Source organism: Geodermatophilus sabuli (assembly GCF_010686765.1).
GTDB classification, from domain to species: domain Bacteria; phylum Actinomycetota; class Actinomycetes; order Mycobacteriales; family Geodermatophilaceae; genus Geodermatophilus; species Geodermatophilus sabuli_A.
In genome coordinates this window covers 209,387-228,823 of sequence record NZ_JAAGWF010000008.1, presented here as the reverse complement: position 1 = coordinate 228,823, position 19,437 = coordinate 209,387, and the positions used below count along the sequence as shown (strand labels likewise).

The 19,437-nt window shown below is 74.8% G+C and carries 17 protein-coding genes and 1 tRNA gene; 9 read left to right on the top strand and 9 right to left on the bottom strand.

What is annotated here, in order from left to right; translation table 11 throughout:
• Window positions 1–128: 128 nt before the first annotated feature.
• Window positions 129–632, top strand: coding sequence for a transcription elongation factor GreA (gene greA / locus GCU56_RS25080; protein WP_163480969.1), 504 nt, complete (start codon window positions 129–131; stop codon window positions 630–632).
• Between the two features lie 8 nt (window positions 633–640).
• Window positions 641–964: an RNHCP domain-containing protein gene (locus GCU56_RS07920; RefSeq protein WP_163480968.1), complete on the top strand. Its 324-nt coding sequence runs from the start codon at window positions 641–643 to the stop codon at window positions 962–964.
• A 105-nt stretch (window positions 965–1,069) separates the two neighbouring features.
• Here the strand turns inward: GCU56_RS07920 and GCU56_RS07915 are convergent, their stop codons facing one another.
• Both GCU56_RS07915 and ilvA read right to left on the bottom strand, forming a co-directional pair.
• Window positions 1,070–3,139: a M3 family metallopeptidase gene (locus tag GCU56_RS07915; protein ID WP_163480967.1), complete on the bottom strand. Its 2,070-nt coding sequence runs from the start codon at window positions 3,137–3,139 to the stop codon at window positions 1,070–1,072.
• A gap of 152 nt (window positions 3,140–3,291) precedes the next feature.
• Complete coding sequence (ilvA, locus tag GCU56_RS07910; RefSeq protein WP_163480966.1) at window positions 3,292–4,530, bottom strand: threonine ammonia-lyase; 1,239 nt, start codon at window positions 4,528–4,530, stop codon at window positions 3,292–3,294.
• 159 nt (window positions 4,531–4,689) lie between these two features.
• Between ilvA and GCU56_RS07905 the strand changes: the two genes are divergently transcribed.
• The 3 genes from GCU56_RS07905 to GCU56_RS07895 are packed head-to-tail and all read left to right on the top strand — an operon-like array spanning window position 4,690 to window position 8,645.
• Window positions 4,690–6,159 (top strand): sigma 54-interacting transcriptional regulator, encoded by a 1,470-nt coding sequence (locus GCU56_RS07905; RefSeq protein WP_239521913.1) that lies wholly within the window; start codon window positions 4,690–4,692, stop codon window positions 6,157–6,159.
• 1 nt (window position 6,160) lies between these two features.
• On the top strand, window positions 6,161–8,146 hold the full coding sequence (locus GCU56_RS07900; RefSeq protein WP_163480964.1) for a VWA domain-containing protein: 1,986 nt from the start codon (window positions 6,161–6,163) through the stop codon (window positions 8,144–8,146).
• 16 nt (window positions 8,147–8,162) lie between these two features.
• Complete coding sequence (locus tag GCU56_RS07895) at window positions 8,163–8,645, top strand: GNAT family N-acetyltransferase (RefSeq protein WP_163480963.1); 483 nt, start codon at window positions 8,163–8,165, stop codon at window positions 8,643–8,645.
• Here the strand turns inward: GCU56_RS07895 and GCU56_RS07890 are convergent.
• A complete protein-coding gene (locus GCU56_RS07890; protein WP_345771716.1) occupies window positions 8,608–9,912 on the bottom strand; it encodes a DUF2252 domain-containing protein in 1,305 nt (434 codons plus the stop codon). The two genes, GCU56_RS07895 and GCU56_RS07890, sit on opposite strands and share 38 nt — an antisense overlap.
• Before the next feature lie 127 nt (window positions 9,913–10,039).
• On the opposite strand from GCU56_RS07890, the gene GCU56_RS07885 reads away from it, so the two are divergent.
• Both GCU56_RS07885 and GCU56_RS07880 read left to right on the top strand, forming a co-directional pair.
• Window positions 10,040–11,059: a GDSL-type esterase/lipase family protein gene (locus GCU56_RS07885; protein ID WP_163480962.1), complete on the top strand. Its 1,020-nt coding sequence runs from the start codon at window positions 10,040–10,042 to the stop codon at window positions 11,057–11,059.
• Window positions 11,060–11,172: 113 nt separating this feature from the next.
• Window positions 11,173–12,393, top strand: a complete 1,221-nt coding sequence (locus tag GCU56_RS07880; RefSeq protein ID WP_163480961.1) for an acetyl-CoA C-acetyltransferase — start codon at window positions 11,173–11,175, stop codon at window positions 12,391–12,393.
• A gap of 156 nt (window positions 12,394–12,549) precedes the next feature.
• Here GCU56_RS07880 and GCU56_RS07875 read toward each other — a convergent pair whose 3' ends face one another.
• Complete coding sequence (locus GCU56_RS07875; protein ID WP_163480960.1) at window positions 12,550–13,437, bottom strand: Bax inhibitor-1/YccA family protein; 888 nt, start codon at window positions 13,435–13,437, stop codon at window positions 12,550–12,552.
• Between the two features lie 240 nt (window positions 13,438–13,677).
• On the opposite strand from GCU56_RS07875, the gene GCU56_RS07870 reads away from it, so the two are divergent.
• The gene (locus GCU56_RS07870) at window positions 13,678–15,069 is read left to right on the top strand and encodes an FAD-dependent oxidoreductase (protein ID WP_163480959.1); all 1,392 of its coding nucleotides are present in this window, start codon (window positions 13,678–13,680) and stop codon (window positions 15,067–15,069) included.
• 8 nt (window positions 15,070–15,077) lie between these two features.
• Here the strand turns inward: GCU56_RS07870 and GCU56_RS07865 are convergent.
• From GCU56_RS07865 to GCU56_RS07855, 3 genes are all read right to left on the bottom strand, one after another.
• Window positions 15,078–15,151, bottom strand: a tRNA-Leu gene (locus tag GCU56_RS07865).
• A gap of 159 nt (window positions 15,152–15,310) precedes the next feature.
• The gene (locus GCU56_RS07860; protein ID WP_163480958.1) at window positions 15,311–16,678 is read right to left on the bottom strand and encodes an NAD(P)/FAD-dependent oxidoreductase; all 1,368 of its coding nucleotides are present in this window, start codon (window positions 16,676–16,678) and stop codon (window positions 15,311–15,313) included.
• Between the two features lie 9 nt (window positions 16,679–16,687).
• Window positions 16,688–17,479, bottom strand: a complete 792-nt coding sequence (locus GCU56_RS07855) for a uracil-DNA glycosylase family protein (protein ID WP_163480957.1) — start codon at window positions 17,477–17,479, stop codon at window positions 16,688–16,690.
• Window positions 17,480–17,543: 64 nt separating this feature from the next.
• On the opposite strand from GCU56_RS07855, the gene GCU56_RS07850 reads away from it, so the two are divergent.
• The gene (locus tag GCU56_RS07850) at window positions 17,544–17,846 is read left to right on the top strand and encodes a DUF4235 domain-containing protein (protein ID WP_163480956.1); all 303 of its coding nucleotides are present in this window, start codon (window positions 17,544–17,546) and stop codon (window positions 17,844–17,846) included.
• Window positions 17,847–17,849: 3 nt separating this feature from the next.
• On the opposite strand, the gene GCU56_RS07845 is transcribed toward GCU56_RS07850, so the two are convergent.
• Window positions 17,850–18,800 (bottom strand): Ppx/GppA phosphatase family protein, encoded by a 951-nt coding sequence (locus tag GCU56_RS07845; protein ID WP_163480955.1) that lies wholly within the window; start codon window positions 18,798–18,800, stop codon window positions 17,850–17,852.
• Window positions 18,797–19,312, bottom strand: a complete 516-nt coding sequence (locus GCU56_RS07840; RefSeq protein ID WP_163480954.1) for a DUF501 domain-containing protein — start codon at window positions 19,310–19,312, stop codon at window positions 18,797–18,799. Before GCU56_RS07840 ends, GCU56_RS07845 begins: the two co-directional genes overlap by 4 nt.
• Window positions 19,313–19,437 lie beyond the last annotated feature (125 nt).

Sequence of the window (19,437 nt, the reverse complement as noted above, 5' to 3'; positions counted from 1 at the left end):
ACCGTTCCGGAACTCCGGCACCGTGCTGGAGCCCCGCACACCCTCGTGCGCCGGTGTTAGGTTGGCCGGATACAAGCGGCCGTTCCCCGGACGGGGGGCGGCCACCGACTTTTTCCAGGAGCAATGCCGTGTCCACCCCCACTGACGAGCAGAACCAGGGCGTCTGGCTGACCCAGGAGGCGCACGACCGGCTGAAGGCCGAGCTCGACCAGCTGGTGGCGGGCCGTCCGGCGATGGCCGCCGAGATCAACGCCCGCCGCGAGGAGGGCGACCTCAAGGAGAACGGCGGATACCACGCGGCGAAGGACGAGCAGGGCAAGCAGGAGGCCCGCATCCGGCAGCTGACCGACCTGCTGCGCAAGGCACGGGTCGGCGACGCCCCGAAGACCGCGACCAACGCCGCCCTCGGCACCGTCATCAGCATCCGGTTCGCCGGCGACGACGACGTCGAGAAGTTCCTGCTCGGCTCGCGGGAGATCGCCGGGACGACGGACCTCACGGTCTACTCCCCCGAATCGGCGATGGGCGCGGCGATCATGGGCGCGGCCCCGGGCACGACGGTGACCTACCAGGCGCCCAACGGTCGCGACATCAGCGTCGAGGTCGTCGCCGTCGAGCCGTTCGTCCCCTGACCCGGGCGATGGGGGCCCGCTCCCGTCAGGCGGAGAACACCGGCTTCGAGTGCGTGCACTGCACCGCGCCGGTGCCGGCCAACACCGACGGGCACTACCGCAACCACTGCCCGTACTGCCTGTGGTCCCTGCACGTCGACGAACTGCCCGGTGACCGCGCGAGCGGATGCCGGCAGCCCATGGAGCCGATCGGGCTGGTGGAGAAGTCCGGCAAGGGCTGGCAGGTGGTGCACCGCTGCACGGCGTGCGGTCACCGCCAGCCCAACCGGCTGGTGCGCGACGGCGAGAGCCCCGACGACCTGGACCTGGTGCTCAGCCTGCCCTGGCTCTGACCTCGGCGGCCTCGGCCGCCGACCACGCCTGGACCCGCATCCCGGCTGCTGCCGGACCGTCGACACCGGGACCGCGCCCGCGACGGGTGCCGGCCGCGGCGGTGCTCAGGCGGCCGGGACCAGCCCTCGGCGGCGCAGGAGCGGCTGGGGATCGGCGTCGCGACCGCGGACGGCCCGGAACGCCTCGAGCGGGTCCACCGAGCCGCCGACCGAGAGCAGCCGCTCGCGGAAGACCTCGCCGTTCTCCCGCCGCAGGCCACCGTTCTCGGTGAACCACTCCACGGTGTCGGCGTCGAGGACCTCCGACCAGATGTAGGAGTAGTAGCCGGCCGCGTAGCCACCGGCGAACACGTGCTGGAAGTACGTGGTCCGGTAGCGCGGCGGGACGAGGTCGTACGCCACACCGGCGGCCGCCAGCGCGTCCCGCTCGAAGTCCTGCGGATCGCCGATCTCGGTCTCCGGGGTGATCCGGTGCCACGCCTGGTCGAGCAGGGTCGCCGCCAGGTACTCCAGCGTCGCGAACCCCTCGCCCCAGAGCCGGGCGGCGTCGATGGCCGCGACCACGACCGCCGGCAGCGGTTCGCCGGTGTCGACGTGGCGGGCGTAGTGACCGAGCACCTCGGGCCACAGCGCCCACATCTCGTTGACCTGGCTGGGGAACTCGACGAAGTCCCGCGGGACGGCGGTGCCGGCGAACCGGGGGTAGGTGACGGCCGAGCTCAGGCCGTGCAGCGTGTGGCCGAACTCGTGGAAGAGCGTGTTGACCTCGTCGAGGGTGAGCAGCGTCGGCTGCCCGTCGCCGGCCCGGCTGACGTTGAGGTTGTTGACCACGACGGGGTGCGTGCCGAGCAGCCGCGACTGGGTGACGAACGAGCTCATCCACGCTCCGCCCCGCTTGCCCTCGCGGGCGAAGAAGTCACCCAGGTAGAGGCCCACCGTGTCCCCGTCGGACCCGGTGACCTCCCAGACGCGGACGTCGGGGTGGTAGCCGGCCAGGTCGGGCCGGGGGGTGAAGCGGTAGCCGTAGAGCAGCTCGGCGGCGTGGAAGACGCCGTCGACCAGCACCCGGTCGAGCTCGAACCAGGGCCGCAGCGCCGCGGTGTCGACCGCGTAGCGCTCGGCGCGCACCCGCTCGCTGTAGAAGGCCCAGTCCCAGGGGGCGAGCTCCGCCACGCCATCGCGTGCCGCCACCTCGGCCAGTTCCGCCGCCTCGGCCCGGGCGTTGGCCAGGGACGGTCCGACCATCGAGCCGAGCATCGCGTCGACCGCGGCCGTGCTCCCGGCGGTCTGGTCGGCCAGGACCAGGTCGGCGTGGGTGGCGAAGCCCAGCAGCCGGGCCCGCTCGGCACGGACCCGGGCGATGCGGACGGCGACCGGCCCGTTGTCGTGCGCACCCGAGGACGCCCGGCCGATCGACGCCTCGAAGACCCGGCGGCGCAGCTCGCGGCTGCGCAGCTTGGTCAGGACGGGCTGGCCGGTCGGCAGCAGGAGGGGCAGCACGAAGCCCTCGACCCCGCGGTCGGCCGCGGCCCGGGCCGCCGCGGCGACCTCCTCGCCGCTGAGCCCGTCCAGCTCCGCGACGTCGCCGACGACGACCGCCGCCGCCTCGGTGGCGAGCTGCAGGTTCTGCCCGAAGGTGGTCGACAGCTCCGACAGCTCCCGGTTGAGCCCGGTGAGCCGCGACCTGCCGGCGTCGTCCAGCCGGGCACCGGAGAGCACGAAGTCGAGGTGGTAGCGCTCGACCAGCCGCAGCGCCTCGGCGTCCAGCCCGGCCTCGTGCCGCTGCGCGTGGACGGCGTCGATCCGGGCGAACAGCGCCGGGTCCAGCCGGAGCGCGTCGGCGTGCGCGGACTCCAGCGGGGCCAGCTCCCGCTCGATCTCGCGCAGCCGGTCCGACGCCACCGACGAGGCGAGGTTGTGGAAGACAGCCGCTGCCCGGCGGAGCAGCCGGCCGGAGCGCTCCAGCGCCACGACCGTGTTCTCGAACGTGGGCGGTCCGGGCGACCGCAGGATCTCGGCCACCTCCGCCCGCTGCCCGGCCATCCCGGCCAGCATCGCCTCGCGGCAGTGCTCCAACGTGATCGCCGCGAACGGCGGGAGCTGCAGCGGCAGCGACGACGGCTCGGACAGCGGGTTGTCGGTGGCAGGGACGGGGGCGGACTCGACGGCGCTCATCACGCCCATCCTGTCGTTCCGTGCCCGGCCCCGCTGCAGGGCCCCACACCGGCGCGCGGCGTGGGTGCAGCGGAGGGCGATCGGGGCGCCGAAGCGCTCGACGAGGCCCTCGACGCGTGTCGCGTCCGGCGCAGCGCGAGGTGGGTGCTCGGTCACCCGGCGGTCACGGAGTACCCCGCCCGGCCCAGCGCGGCGACGACCTCCTCGGCGTGCTCCGGCCCGCGGGTCTCCAGGACGACGAAGACCTCCACCTCGCCGAGGTCCAGGCGGGTCGCCGTCCGCTCGTGCTCCACTTCCAGCACGTTCGCGCCGGCGTCGGCGAGCTCGGTGAGGACCCCCGCCAGGGACCCGGGCCGGTCGGGCACCCGCAGCCGCAGCCGCAGGTAGCGGCCGGCCGCGGCCATGCCGTGCTGGACCACCTTGAGCAGCAGCACCGGGTCGATGTTCCCGCCGGACACGACGGCCACCACCGGTGGTGGGAAGGCGGCCGGGTCGGCGAGGACCGCGGCGACCGCGGCGGCGCCGGCCGGCTCGACGACCAGCTTCGCCCGCTCCAGGCAGAACAGCAGCGCGCGGGAGAGGTCCTCCTCGCTCACCGTCCGGACCTCGTCGACCAGTGCCTGCACGTGCGCCAGGGTGAGCTCCCCCGGAGCCCCGACCGCGATGCCGTCGGCCATGGTCGCCATCGCGGGGAGGGCGACGGGGTGGCCGGCGGCGAGCGACCCGGGGAAGGCCGCCGCCGCCTCGGCCTGGACACCGACGACCCGTACCCCGGGCCGGCGGGACTTGATCGCCGCGGCGATCCCGGACACCAGCCCGCCCCCGCCGGTGCAGACGAGGACGGTGGCCACGTCGGGGCACTGCTCGAGGATCTCCAGGCCGACGGTGCCCTGGCCGGCGATCACGTCGGGGTGGTCGAAGGGGTGGATGAGCACCGCCCCGGTGCGCTCGGCGTGCTCGGCGGCCGAGACCAGCGCGTCGGTGAGCGAGTGCCCGCCCAGCCGGGCGTCGGCGCCGTACCCGCGGGTGGCGGCGACCTTGGGCAGCGGGGCGCTCTCCGGCATGAAGACGGTCGCCCGGATGCCGAGCATCGACGCCGCGAGCGCCACACCCTGGGCGTGGTTGCCCGCGCTGGCCGCGACGACGCCGCGGGCGCGCTCCTCGGCGGTCAGCCGGGACAACCGGGTGTACGCCCCGCGGATCTTGAACGAGCCGGCCCGCTGGAGGTTCTCGCACTTGAGCCACACGGGCCCGCCGGCCCGCTCGGCCAGCGTGCGGGAGTGCTCCAGCGGCGTGTGCCGGACGACGCCGGAGAGCAGCGCGGCGGCCGCCTCGACGTCCGCCCCGCTGACCAGCGGCACCTCGGCCGCGCCCGCCCCGTTCCCGGTCATCCGGTGATCATCGCAGCCGACGACACCGCCGTCCCCCGGACGACGGCTCGGTCGACGGCGGTCCCCGGCCCGGTCGGACGGCGGCGCGTGTCCACACCGGGGAGCTCCCGGGTCCCCGACGGGCCCCCGAACGGTGATCCGCGTCGTACCGTGTCGGGGGTGACGGACCCCGGCACCCCTGCCTCCGCTCCCCCCGCTCCCACCACCCTCGGCGAGCTCCGCTCGACCGGTGCCACCGCCCGGCCGGTCAAGGCCGAGATCCGCGCCAACCTGCTCGCCCGCCTGGGTGCGGGTGAGCCCACGCTCCCCGGCATGGTCGGCTTCGAGGACACCGTCGTCCCCGAGGTGGAACGCGCCCTCATCGCCGGCCACGACCTCGTGCTGCTGGGCGAGCGCGGTCAGGGCAAGACCCGCTTGATCCGCACCCTCGTCGGCCTGCTGGACGAGTGGACGCCCGTCCTGGTCGGCAGCGAGCTCAACGAGCACCCGCTGCAGCCGATCAGCGTGTGGGCGCACCGGCAGATCGCCGAGCACGGCGACGCCACCCCCGTCGGCTGGCTGCACCGCAGCGACCGGTTCGGGGAGAAGCTGGCCACCCCGGACACCAGCGTCGGTGACCTCATCGGCGACGTCGACCCGATCAAGGTGGCCGAGGGCCGCACCCTGGGCGACCCCGAGACCGTGCACTACGGGCTGGTGCCCCGCACCAACCGCGGCATCTTCAGCGTCAACGAGCTGCCCGACCTCGCCGAGCGGATCCAGGTCGCGCTGCTGAACGTGCTGGAGGAGCGCGACATCCAGATCCGCGGCTACCGGGTGCGGCTGCCCCTGGACCTGCTGTTGGTCGCCAGCGCCAACCCCGAGGACTACACCAACCGGGGCCGGATCATCACCCCGCTCAAGGACCGCTTCGGCGCGGAGGTGCGGACCCACTACCCGATCGAGCTCGCCGACGAGATCCGGCTGCTGCACCAGGAGGCGCACACCAGCTGGCTGGCCGGGGGCCGGCCGGGTGACGGGCAGCTGGACACCCCGCTGGTGCCCGAGCACCTGGCCGAGATCGTCGCCCGGTTCGCCCGGCTGGTGCGCGAGTCCAGCCACGTCGACCAGCGCTCCGGGGTCAGCGCCCGGTTCGCCATCGCGGGGCTGGAGACCGTCGCCGCCTCCGCCGTCCGCCGCGCCGCCGTCGCCGGCGAGACCCGGCCGGTGGCCCGCGTCGTCGACCTGCCCTCGATCGTCCCGGCCAGCCGGGGCAAGGTGGAGTTCGCCGACGCCGGCAGCGACCCCGACGACGAGCGGGAGCTGGAGGTCCTCGAGCACCTGCTCCGGCAGGCCACCGCGCAGACCTTCCGGGCCCGGTGCGCGGGGCTGGACCTCACCGGCCTGCAGGAGCACTTCACCGGCGGGGAGACCGTCGAGTCCGGCGAGCTGGTGCCCGCGGCCGCGCTGATGGGCCAGCTCGGCACCATCCCGAGGCTCGCCGAGCTGCTGGGCCGGGTCGGCGTGCCGGAGGGCGAGCAGTCGGCCGAGCAGGCCGCCGCCGCGGTGGAGTTCGCCCTGGAGGGGCTCTACCTCACCCGCCGGCTGGCCAAGGACACCGACGGCATCCGCACGGTGTACGGGGCCTGACGTGGTGAGGCGGCCCGGGAAGGGCTACCGGTACGGGCGCTGGCGGGGCGGGCCGGATCCGCTGGCCCCGCCCTACGACGTGGCCGCCGCCGTCGACGAGCTCGGCGACTCCGTGCTCGGGGGCAGCGGGGTGCGCGAGGCCCTGCGCGAGCTGCTGCGTCGCGGCATGGACGGCCGCCGGGGTCTCGACGAGCTGCGCCGGTCGGTGCGCGACCGGCTGCGGCGGGCGCGCCAGGCCGGCCGCATGGACGGCACCCTGGAGCAGGTCCGCGAGCTGCTGGACCGGGCGCTGGGAGCCGAGCGACGGGAGCTGTTCCCCGATCCGGACGACGCCGCCCGGCTGGCCGAGGCCGAGCTCGACGCGCTGCCCGAGGACACCGCCGGCGCCGTCCGGGAGCTCAAGGACCACGCCTGGCGCAGCGACGAGGCCCGCGGGTACTACGAGCAGATCCAGGACCTGCTCCGGCGGGAGGTGCTCGACAGCTCCTTCGCCTCCATGAAGCAGGCGCTGGAGAACGCCGGCGAGCAGGACATGCAGGCGGTCAAGGACATGGTCGCCGACCTGTCGCAGCTCATCGACGCGCACAACCGCGGGGAGGACACCGACGAGCAGTTCGCCGACTTCATGGACCGGCACGGCCAGTTCTTCCCCGACGACCCGCAGTCGGTCGAGGAGCTCATCGACTCCCTCGCCCGCCGGGCCGCCGCGCAGGAACGGATGATGGCCGGCCTCTCCCCCGACCAGCGGGCCGAGCTCGCCGACCTCATGGCCCAGGCCATGTCCGACATGGGCCTGGCCAGCGAGATGGCCCACCTGCAGGACGCGCTGCGCCAGGCCCGGCCCGACCTGCCGTGGGGGCAGCGCGGGCAGGTGCCCGACGGCGAGCAGGCCCTCGGCCTCGGCGACGCGACCAGCGCGGTCGCCGAGCTCGCCGACCTCGAGTCGCTGTCCAACCAGCTGTCCCAGGGCTACGCCGGGGCCTCCCTCGCCGACGTCGACGAGGAGCTGCTCGAGCGCGCCCTGGGCCGGCCGGCCGTCGACGACCTCGGCGCGCTGCGCCAGCTGGAGCGCGAGCTGGAACGGCAGGGCTACCTCAACCGGTCCGACGGCAAGCTCGAGCTCTCCCCCAAGGCCGTGCGCCGGCTCGGCGCCACGGCGCTGCGGCGGGTCTTCGCCCAGCTCGACGCCACCGGCCGCGGCGAGCACGACGTCGCCGACGCCGGGGCCGCCGGCGAGCTGACCGGCAGTTCGCGGGAGTGGCGGTTCGGCGACGAGCAGCCGCTGGACGTCGTCCGAACCGTGAAGAACGCCGTGCTGCGCACGGCCGGGGAACCACGGCGGGACGCCGACCGCGCCGTGCACATCGCCGTCGAGGACTTCGAGGTCGTGGAGACCGAGCGGCGCACCGGTGCCGCGGTGGCGCTGCTGGTCGACCTCTCCTACTCGATGGCGCTGCGCGGCACGTGGGGAGCGGCCAAGTCGACGGCGATGGCGCTGCACTCGCTGGTGACGACCCGCTTCCCGCAGGACGCCATCCAGATCATCGGCTTCTCCTCCACCGCCCAGGTGCTGCGACCGGAGACCCTCGCGGAGCTGTCGGTGGACACGCTGCAGGGCACCAACCTGCAGCACGGCCTCATCCTGGCGCGGCGGTTCCTCGCCCGTCACCGGGACGCCGAGCCGGTGGTGCTGGTGGTCACCGACGGTGAGCCGACCGCGCACCTGGAGGACGACGGGACGCCGTTCTTCTGCTGGCCACCGATGCCCGAGACCATCGCCCGCACCGTCGCCGAGGTGGAGCGGGTGGCGCGGTCGGGGGCGACGATGAACGTGTTCGCCCTCGACCCCGAGCCAGGCCTGGTCCACTTCGTCCACGACATCACCCAGCGGGCCGGCGGCCGGGTGTTCACCCCGGACAGCGAGCGGCTGGGCGAGTACGTGGTGGCCGACTACCTGCGGGCGCGGCGGGGCCGCCGGGCACGCTGACGGGCACACTGGCCCGGTGAGCAGCCGGCTGACCGTGGAGCAGGTGCCCGTCGACGTCGTGCTGCCGCTGCGCAGCGCCGTCCTCCGGAACGGCGGCCCGGCCGGCACGCCGGGGGACGACGACCCCGCGACGCTGCACCTCGCGGCCCGCAGGCACGACGGCGCGGTCGTCGGCGTCGTCCGCCTGGCCGCCGCGCCGTGCCCCTGGCGGCCGGACGCCCGCGCCCCGTGGCAGCTGCGCGGCATGGCGACCGACCCGGCGGTACGCGGGACCGGCGCCGGCCGGGCGCTGGTCGAGGCGGGGCTGGCGCTGGTCGCCGACCGCGGCGCGGACCTGGTGTGGTGCAACGCCCGCGAGACCGCCGTCGGGTTCTACGAGCGGATGGGGTTCACCGTCCTCACCGGGCCGTTTGACGTCGAGCCCATCGGGCCGCACCTGGGCATGCTGAAGGACCTCGGGGCTAGGACGGGGCCAGTGGGTGGGCGCCGCTCGAGCTGATCCCCGGGATCGCGCCGGCGCGGAAGGCGTCGACGAACAGCCGGTGGTCCTCCTGGGTACGCCGCGCGTACTCGTGCGCGAAGTCGACCAGGTCGGCGACGAACTCCTCCCGGCGGTCGCCGATCATCGCGGTGATCGCCTCCTCGGTCTGGAACGGCACCAGCGTGTGGTCGCTGTCGGCGTCCCCGACGCAGTGCATCTTCGCCGTCGCCCGGCCCAGCTGGACCAGCACCGGGGTCATCTCCTCGGGCTCGGTGAGGTCCTCCCAGTCCAGGTCGACCTCGTAGGGCGAGAGCTCGGCGACGACGAAGCCCACGCCGTCGATCTCGGTGTGCCCGAGGAACTGCGAGACGTTGGCCTGGAGGGCGCGCTGGGAGACCGCCGTCCGGTGGCCCTCGTGCTCGAAGGCGGCCCGGATCCCCGGATCGCCGACGATCCGGCTGGGCGCGGGCACGTTGCCCTGCTTGATCGACAGGACGACGTCGTTCTCGAGGGCCTGGTCGTACCCCTCCAGCAGCACGTTGTAGGCCGGCAGGCCGGCGCTGCCGATCCCGAACCCACCGGTGCCGATCACGTCCTTGACGTCGTAGGCGACGTCGCGCCGCCGCCGCGGCGGGAACACCGTCTCCCGGTAGTGCTCGACGGCGGCGAGCACCCGGTCGCGCTCGTCGTCGTCCAGCCGCCGGTTGCGCGGGCCGTCGGCGAAGCGCCGCGTGTAGTCCTCGACCACGGTCAGCCGGCCCAGCAGCGCCAGCCGGCTGCGCGCGCTCGTCTCCAGGATGACGTCGTGCACCGCGCCCTCGGTGTTCTCCCGCACCAGCGCGAAGCCGCGGTCGTCGTCGAGCCGGGTGAAGGCCTCGACCTGGTCGAGGTAGGCGTGCAGGAAGGTGCGCAGCAGGTCGGCGATGACGTCGTCGCCGAGCGCCTTGCGCCACGCCAGCAGCGCGAAGCTCGCCGCGAACCGGCGGAGGTCCCAGCTGACGTGCCCGACGTAGGCCTCGTCGAAGTCGTTGACGTCGAACACGATCCGCCCGGCGCCGTCCATGTACGTGCCGAAGTTCTCCGCGTGCAGGTCTCCCTGGATCCACACCCGGCTGGTGCGCTCGTCGCTCCACCGGTCCTCGAGCTGGGCCATGTCCGCGTAGAACAGGCACGCGCTGCCGCGGTAGAAGGCGAACGGGTCCGCCGCCATCTTGCGGAACTTGGTGCGGAACGCGTCGGCGTCGGCGGTCATGAGCTCGGAGAAGGCGTCGACGAGCACGTCCACGATCAGCTGAGAGCGTTCACCGGGAGTCGATCCGGAGGACACCCCTCCGAGGGAATGTGGCACGGACGAACCGTAGGCCGGGGCTAACCTGCGGGACAGACGGTGGTCGACGGAGTCGGGGGCGGCGGTGACTCGAACGGGCACGGCACGGCGGCTGGCCACGGGCGCCGTCTACGGCAGCGGTGGGCTCGGCCTGGCCGGCGCCGGGATCGTCGCCCTGCTCCGGGCCCAGGCGCGGTCGGCGCGACGACGGGTCGAGGCCCGGACGTTGCAGGGCGACCCGCCGTCGGGGAACGGCATCTACGGCCGGGGCCGCGGCAAGCCGATCGTGCTGACCGTGCTCGGCGACTCCAGCGCGGTGGGTCTCGGCGTGGAGCGGGCGGAGGAGACCCCCGGCGTCCTGGTGGCCGCGGCTCTGGCCGAGCTGGCCGAACGGCCGGTGCGCCTGGTCCGGCTGGCGGTCTCCGGCTCGGAGTCGTGGGAGCTCCAGGAGCAGGTCGACAAGGCCCTGGTCGAGCACCCGGACGTCGTACTGATCATGATCGGCGCGAACGACGTGACGAGCCGGACCCGCCCGGTGGACGCGGTGCGGCACCTGCGCGACGCCGTCTCCCGGCTGATCGCGGCCGGCGCGGAGGTCGTCGTCGGCACCTGCCCCGACCTGGGCACCATCCGCCCGATCGGTCAGCCGCTGCGGCTGCTGGCCCGGCGCTGGAGCCGGCAGCTGGCCGCGGCGCAGACGATCGCCGTGGTGGAGGCCGGGGGGCGGACGGTCTCGCTCGGCTCGGTCCTCGGGCCGTCGTTCGCCCAGGACCGCGGGCTGTTCAGTGTCGACGAGTTCCACCCGAGCGGTGCGGGCTACGCCGCGGCGGCCGCCGTCCTGCTGCCCTCGGTCGCCGACGCGCTCGGCGTCTGGCCCGCCGCGGCCGACCGCGGGCTGCGCAACCTGCGCCGCGACACCGTCCGCCCGGTCGCCCGGGCGGCGGCGCGGGCCGCCGGCCGGACCGGCACCGAGGTCCAGCCCACCGCGGTCCGTGGCTCCGACACCGGGCCGCAGGGACCGTGGGCGCGGCTGCGCCGGCGCCGCCCGCCGGACCTGCCCACCCCCGACCAGGCCGAGCCCGCCGAGACCGCCGCCTCCTCCTGACGGCCGCTCGACGGCCGGGACGGCGGGCCCGCGAGGCCATTACCGGGGAGTAGGTTCGGGGACGCCCCGACGTCCGGCGCCCCGCCGTCGGATCCCCTCATCGTGGAGGACCCATGCCCGAAGCCGTCATCGTCGCGACCGCGCGCTCGCCCATCGGCCGCGCGTTCAAGGGCTCGCTCAAGGACCTGCGCCCCGACGACCTCACCGCCACCATCGTGCGCGCCGCTCTGGACAAGGTGCCCGCCCTGGACGCCACCGACATCGACGACCTGATCCTGGGCTGCGGCCTGCCCGGGGGCGAGCAGGGCTACAACATGGGCCGGGTGGTGAGCGTCCTGCTCGGCATGGACCACCTGCCCGGCACCACGGTCACCCGCTACTGCTCGTCGTCGCTGCAGACCACCCGCATGGCCATGCACGCGATCAAGGCCGGCGAGGGCGACGTGTTCGTCTCCGCGGGGGTGGAGATGGTGTCCCGGTTCGCCAAGGGCAGCAGCGACTCCCTCCCCGACACCCAGAACCCGGTGTTCGCCGACGCCCAGGCTCGGGTGGCCAAGACCGCCGAGAGCGGCGCCGACTCGTGGGCCGATCCCCGGGACAACGGTGAGCTGCCCGACGTCTACGTCGCCATGGGACAGACCGCCGAGAACCTGGCGCTGTTCAAGGACGTCTCCCGGGAGGACATGGACGAGTTCGCCGTCCGCAGTCAGAACCTGGCCGAGCAGTCGCTCGCCGACGGCTTCTGGGCACGGGAGATCACCCCGGTCACCACGCCGGACGGCACCGTCGTCACCGCCGACGACAGCCCGCGTGCGGGGACGACGCTGGAGGGCATCGCGGGCCTCAAGCCGGTGTTCCGCCCGGACGGCCGGGTCACCGCGGGCAACGCCTGCCCGCTCAACGACGGCGCCGCCGCGGTCGTCGTCATGAGCGACACCAAGGCCCGCGACCTGGGGCTGACGCCGCTGGCCCGGATCGTCTCGACCGCGGTCACCGGGCTCTCCCCGGAGATCATGGGCTACGGCCCCGTCGACGCCACCAAGCTGGCGCTGCACCGCGCAGGCATGAGCATCGGCGACATCGACCTGGTCGAGATCAACGAGGCCTTCGCCGCGCAGGTGATCCCGAGCTACCGGGACCTGGACATCGACCTCGATCGGCTCAACGTGCACGGCGGGGCGATCGCCGTCGGCCACCCGTTCGGGATGACCGGCGCCCGCATCACCGGGACGCTGATCAACGGCCTGCAGACCCGGGACGCGACGTTCGGCCTGGAGACCATGTGCGTCGGCGGCGGCATGGGCATGGCGATGGTCCTCGAACGCCTCTCCTGACCCGCGGAGGGCTTTCGTGGCCACGACGGCCGCTCGCGCGGCGGCCATCGTGGCCACAGAGGCCACCCGCCTGCAGGCCCTGACAGGCCAGTGGCCCGGCCCCCTCGCGGGGGCCGGGCCACTGTCGTGTGCAGGCCCCGTCGCCGGGGCCCGTGCTCAGTTGTCCTGGAAGTAGGACAGCAGGCGCAGGATCTCCAGGTACAGCCAGATCACGGTCACGAGCAGACCGAAGGCGATGTACCAGGCGAACTTCGCCGGGGCGCCGCGGCGGATGGCCTCGTCGGCCATGTCGAAGTCCAGCAGCAGCGAGAAGGCGGCCACGCCGATCACGACGACGCTGAACACGATGGCCAGCGGGCCACCGTCACGCAGGCCGAGGCCGCCAGGGGTGAAGAAGCCGGCGACGAGGTTGACCAGGACCAGCGCCAGGACGCCGAACATGGCGCCGACGATCCAGCGGGTCAGCTTGGGGGTGACCCGGATGGCGCCGGTCTTGTAGACCACCAGCATCCCGAAGAAGACACCGAAGGTGCCGATCAGCGCCTGGACGACGATGCCGTCGTAGACGCTGTTGAACGCCTCGCTGATGGCGCCGAGGGCGACACCGTAGAGCGCGCCGTAGGCCAGCGTGGCGACGGGGCTGGCGATCTGCTTGAAGGCGATCACCAGGCCGAGGACGAAGGCCACCAGCACGGCCGGCAGCGCCAGCCCCCAGGCGGCGTTGCCGGGCAGGGCCCAGACGGCGGCGGCGGCCAGGACGGTGACCAGGAAGGACAGGCCCGTCTTCTGGACGACGTCGTCCATCGTCATGTAGCGGGTGGCCGGCGGGCTGTACGGAGCGCGGGCGTAGGGGGCCGGCGCGCCGTACGGGTCCTGCGTCGGGGCGCCGTACTGCGGGGCGCCGTACTGGGGAGCGCCGTACTGGGGAGCGCCGTACTGGGGAGCGCCGTACTGCGGGGCGCCGCCCCACTGGGCGGACTGCTGGCCGTTCCCGGCGCCCGCGTTCGCGAAGCCCCGGCCGAAGACCGGGTTGTGGCTGGGCATCGTCATCTCCTCGAGGTGACTGGGTGGTCCTCTGTCGAGCGGTCGTGGGATCACGGTCCTGCACCCCACTCGTCCAGGTCAACGCCCGAATCGGCCTGCGCGTTCCTCGGCGGCGCGTGACCACCCTTACGGGGTGCGCCGCACGCGCCCACCGCCTCGTCGCACCGGGACCAACGTCCCTGTCCGGCTGTCCCGGGACACAGCAACCTGACGTGGTCACGCCGATCCCCAGGAGGCGCGGTGCACCGCATCGGGAGTCGCGCCGTCGTACTCGGGGCGAGCATGGCCGGGCTGCTGGCCGCACGGGTCCTGACGGAGGCCGTCGACGAGGTGGTGCTGGTCGAACGCGACACCCTGTCGGCCGACCCGGTGGCGCGCCGCGGCGTCCCCCAGTCCCGGCACGTGCACGCCTTCCTGGGCCGGGGGCGGGACGTCGTCGACGCCCTGCTCCCGGGGCTGTCCGAGGAACTGGTGGCCGACGGCGCCCTGCTCTGGGACCTGCACGGCGAGGGCCGCTTCGAGATCGGGGTCGGCGCCCTGGCCCGCCGGCCGAGCGACATGGTCGGCGTGATGGCCAGCCGCCCCCTGATCGAACGAGGCGTCCGCCGTCGCGTGCTGACACTGCCGACGGTCCGCCTGCTCTCCCCCGTGGCGGCCGAACCGGTGCTGGCGGCCGACCGGGTGACCGGCGTCCGGCTGCACCCGGGGACGCCCGGATCCGAGGACCTGGGCGCCGACGTCCTCGTCGACGCCACGGGGCGCGGGTCGCACACCCCGGCCTGGCTGGCGGCGCACGGCCGTCCTCCACCACCCGAGTCCAGCGTCGAGATCGGCCTGTCCTACACGACGGCCTCGTGGCCCCGACTGCCCGGCGACCTCGGCGGAGCCAAGGCCCTCGTCGTCGCAGCCCGGCCGGAGCGGCCGCGGTTCGCGGGGGCGCTGGCCGTCGAGGGCGATCGCTGGCTGATCAGCACCGGTGGGTACGGCGGCCTCGTCGCGCCCGCGGACCCGCCCGGCTTCCGGGCGTTCATCGCGTCCCTGGGCATCGCCGACCTCTCCGAGCTCGTCCACGCCCGCGAGCCGCTGGAGACAGTGGCGGCGGTGCACCGGATCCCGGCCAGCACGCGGCGTCACTACGAGCGGATCCGGTTGCCCGATCGCCTGGTCGTCACCGGTGACGCACTGGCCGCCTTCAATCCCGTCTACGGGCAGGGGATGACCGTGGCCGCGTTGCAGGCGCTGGCGCTGCGCGACGCGCTGCAGGACGGTCCGGACGACCTCACCACCCGCGCCACCCGGCGGTTGTCCCGGGTGGTGGACGACGCCTGGGAGCTGGCCCGCGCGGCAGACCTGGAACTGCCGGTCGTCCCAGGCGGCCGGCCGGCGGCCGTGCGCCTGGGGAACGCCTACCTGGACCTGCTGACCACCGCGGCGGTCACCGATGCCGACCTGACCGCCGCCTTCGTGCGCGTGGTCAACCTGCTGGACCGGCCGACCGCGCTGTTCCGGCCCCGGGTCGCCGCCCGGGTCGCGTGGGCGACGGTCCGCCGGCGGAGGACGGCGGCTGCCGGGACCGCCCCGGTTCCGGCCGAGCCCGGCGGGCCGCGGGTGCCCACGCCGCCGGGGTCCTGACCGGCCGGTGCCCCCGGTGGGATTCGAACCCACACTCGGACCCTTTTAAGGGGCCTGCCTCTGCCGGTTGGGCTACGGGGGCCGTCAGCGCACGCTAACCCGGCCGTGGAGCTCCGCGCCCGTCCCTCAGCCGGACGGCCGACGGCGCGGCAGCCCGCCGCCGAGGGCAGCGCGGCGGGCCGCCCCCACGTCGACAGCGCCCGCAGCGCCGCCTCCAGGCCCGTCCACGGGGGGTGACGGTTCAGCTGGCCTGGGCGCGGTCCTCCGGCTGTGGCGGTGGCAGCTGGCCCGCCGGAGCACCACCGGCCGCCGCGACGAACTCCCGCCGCGGGTCCTGCAGCTGGCCCAGCGCGATGACCTCGCGCCGGAACACCGAGGCCAGCGTCCAGTCGGCGACCACGCGGGCCTTGCGGTTGAACGTCGGCACGCGGCTCACGTGATAGGTCCGGTGCATGAACCAGGCCGGCCAGCCGCGGAGCTTGACCCCGTAGACCTGCGCGACGCCCTTGTGCAGCCCGAGGCTGGCCACCGACCCTGCATAGGCGTGCCGGTAGGGCACCGGCTGCTCGCCGCGCAGGGTCAGCACGACGTTGTCGGCCAGCCGCTTGGCCTGCCGGACGGCGTGCTGCGCGTTGGGCGCGGTGGTTGCGCCCGGGGTCTCCTTGGTGAGGTCCGGGACGGCGGCGAGGTCACCGGCCGACCAGGCATCGGGCAGCCCGTGCACCTGCAGGGTCGCCTCGCAGACCACCCTGCCGCGCTCGTCCGTCGGCAGGTCGGTCTGCGTGAGCATCGGGTTGGGCTTGGTGCCGGCGGTCCACACCAGCGTGTCGCTGGAGAACTCCTCGCCGTCGGAGAGCCGCACCACGCCCTGGTCGGTGACCGACTCGAGGCGGGTGTTGAGCCGCACGTCCATCCCCCGCGCGGTCAGCTGCTTGACCGTCCAGGCGGCCATGTCCAGGTCGACCTCGGGCAGGATCCGCCCGGTCGCCTCGACCAGCACCCACCGCATGTCCGCCGGGGACAGCCGCGGGTAGTAGTGCTCGACGGCGTAGCGGGCCATGTCCTCCAGCTCGGCGAAGGCCTCGATGCCCGCGTACCCGCCCCCCACGAAGGTGAAGGTCAGCGCCCGGGTGCGCACCGCCGGGTCGTCGGTGGAGCTGGCCGCGTCCAGCCGCGCGAGCACGTGGTTGCGCAGGTAGATGGCCTCACCGACGTTCTTGAACCCGATCCCGTGCTCGGCCAGCCCGGGGATGGGCAGGGTGCGCGCCACCGACCCGGCCGCCATCACCAGCACGTCGTAGGTCAGGTCGAAGGCCTCCCCCTCCAGCGGCGTGATGCGGGCCCGCTTCTCGGCGTGGCTGAGCCCGGTGACCGCGCCGGTGATCACGCGGCAGCGGGGCAGGGTCCGGCGCAGGGGCACCACGACGTGGCGGGGCTCGACGGAGCCGGCCGCGGCCTCGGGCAGGAACGGCTGGTAGGTCATGTGCGGCTGGGGGTCGACCACGACGATCTCGGCCCGCCCGCGGGAGAGCTTCTTCTGCAGCCGGAGGGCGGTGTAGAGGCCGACGTAGCCGCCGCCCACGATGAGGACCACGGGACGCTGCGCCATGGCCCGAGCCTAGGCCCGGCTCCGGGGCGGCGCGGCTCCGTCGTAGCCCGCCAGCTCGGTCGCCCGGGACAGCACCGCGTCGAGCATCGGCTCGGTGAGCTTGCCGGTGAAGGTGTTCTGCTGGCTGACGTGGTAGCTGCCGAGCAGGGTCAGCGGCCCGCGCGGCCCGGCCAGGGTCACCTCCACCCCGTGCCCGAACGCCGGGCGCGGCCGGGGCAGGGGGTGGCCCGCCGCCGCCAGCACCGGCCACAGCGCCGTCCAGCCGAACCCGCCGAGGACGACGACCACCCGCAGGTCCGGCAGCAGCGCCAGCTCGCGGGCCAGCCACGGCGAGCAGGTGTCGCGTTCCTCGGGCGTCGGGGCGTTGGCCGGCGGGGCGCAGCGGACGGCGGCGGCGACGCGTACGCCGGTGAGCTCCAGGCCGTCCCCGACGTGCGTGGACGTCGGCTGGCTGGCCAGCCCGGCCCGCCAGAGCGCGGCGAAGATCCAGTCGCCGCTGCGGTCGCCGGTGAAGACGCGGCCGGTGCGGTTGCCGCCGTGCGCGGCGGGGGCGAGGCCGACGACGGCGATGCGGGCGTCGGCCGGTCCCAGCCCGGGCACCGGCCGCCCCCAGTAGTCCTCGTCGCGGAAGCTGGCCCGCTTGACCTGGGCCACCTCCTCCCGCCACGCGACCAGGCGGGGGCAGGCACGGCAGCCGGAGACCCGGGCGTCGAGGACGGCGAGGTCCCGGGCACCCCGCGCCGAGCGGAGGACCCCGGCGGGGGTGCGGGTGACCGGGAACCCGGCGCCGTCCGTTGCCACGCCTCCCAGGAGACCATCCGCCCCGGGCGCGCGCGGACGCAGGTCGGCGCGGCATGATCACCGCGTGGCCGGGAAGAAGAAGCAGAAGCCCCCGATGACCTGGAAGCTGCTCGGCACCGGGTTCGCCGTCCCCGCGGGGATCGCGGTCCGGAAGCTGACCGACGCCGCCTGGTACGCCGCCCGCGGGACCAACCCGCCGAAGAACCCGGCCGCGCCGGGGGTCGGCTGGGGGGAGGCGCTGGCCTGGGCAGCCGTCTCCGGCGTCGCCGTGGCGGCCGGCCGCCTGGTGGCCGCCCGCGGCGCGGCGGCCACCTACCAGTCGCTGACCGGCAAGCTGCCGCCCGGCCTCAACGCCGGCAGCCCCTGACCGTCAGCCGCGGACCAGCGACAGGGCGATGCCGTCGAGGATGTCGTGCTCGCTGACGACGACGTCGTCGAGCGCGAACGCGTCCATGACGACCCGCAGCACCAGCGCCCCGGCGCCGATGACGTCCACCCGGCCCGGGTGCATGACCGGTTCCGCGGCCCGGCGCGACCGGGTGGCGGTCAGCAGCCCCGCCGTCACCGATCGGACGCCGGCGACCGGGATGCGGGAGCCGTGGATGGCGAGCGGGTCGTAGGCGGGCAGCCGCAGGGCGAGCGCCGCGACGGTGGTCACCGACCCGGCCAGCCCGACCAGCGTGGCTGCCTCCCTCACCGGCACCACCGCGACGACGTCGGCCAGCGCGGCGCGGATGTCGGACTCGGCCCGCTGGATCTGGTCGGCGGTCGGCGGGTCGCCGTGCAGGTGCCGCTCGGTCAGCCGCACGCAGCCGATGTCGACCGAGCAGGCCGCCCGCACACCCGTCGCGTCGCCGAGCACGAACTCGGTGGAACCCCCACCGATGTCGACCACCAGGTACGGCGGCTGCGGGGCCGGCTGGCCGTGCGCGGCCACCGCCGCGTCCAGTGACGCCGTGGCACCGAGGAAGGACAGCCGGGCCTCCTCGTCACCGGCGACGACGTCGGGCGGCTGACCCAGGGTCGCGACCACCATGTCCTCGAAGTCGGCCCGGTTGGCGGCGTCCCGGCTGGCACTGGTGGCGACCATGCGCACCGCCGTCGCGCCCAGCTCGCGGGCCTGCGCGGTGTACTCCGCCAGCACCGCCCGGGTGCGCTCGATCGCCCGCGGCGCCAGCCGGCCGGTGGCGTCGACGCCCTCCCCGAGGCGGACCACCTCCATGCGGCGCAGCAGGTCGCTGTGCGGCCCCTGGGTGGGGACGTCGGCCACCAGGAGGCGGATCGAGTTGGTGCCGCAGTCGATGGCGGCCACGCGGGTCATGCGGGCTCCTCGTCGTCCGGGCGGGCGGGCACGGCGCAGGGGCCGGCCGCCCACCACTGCCCCATCTCGGCCACGGCGCGGTCGCCGATCGGGTTGACGCCCGGCCCGGCGGCCAGGGCGTGGCCGGCCAGCGCGTGCAGGCACTTGACCCGGTCCGGCATCCCCCCGGCGGTGGCACGGGTGGGCAGCACGTCGTGGGCGTCCCGCTCCGCCAGGTATGCCTCGTGGGCGGCGCGGTAGGCCTCCGCCAGCTCCGGGTCGGTCGCCAGCTCGTCCTGCCACTCCCTCATCCGGCCGGCCGACTCCAGCCGGCTGGCGGCGGCCGACGCCCGCGGGCAGGTCAGGTAGTACAGCGTCGGGAACGGCGTGCCGTCCTCCAGCCGGGGGGCGGTCTGCACGACGTCGGGCTGCCCGCACGGGCAGCGGTGCGCCACCGCCACGAGGGCGCGTGGCGGGCGGCCGAGCTGCCGGGCGACGACCTCGCGCTCGTCCTCGGTGACGGGGGTGCTCACCGGATGAGTCTGCGGCAGGCCGTCAGCGGTCCCGTGCACGGCCCCCTGGTGGCCCCGTCCCGGGGCCCGCCCTGAACCTGCGAAGGGTGGGGAGGACGGGGTCCTCCTACCGCGCCGAGCTCGCC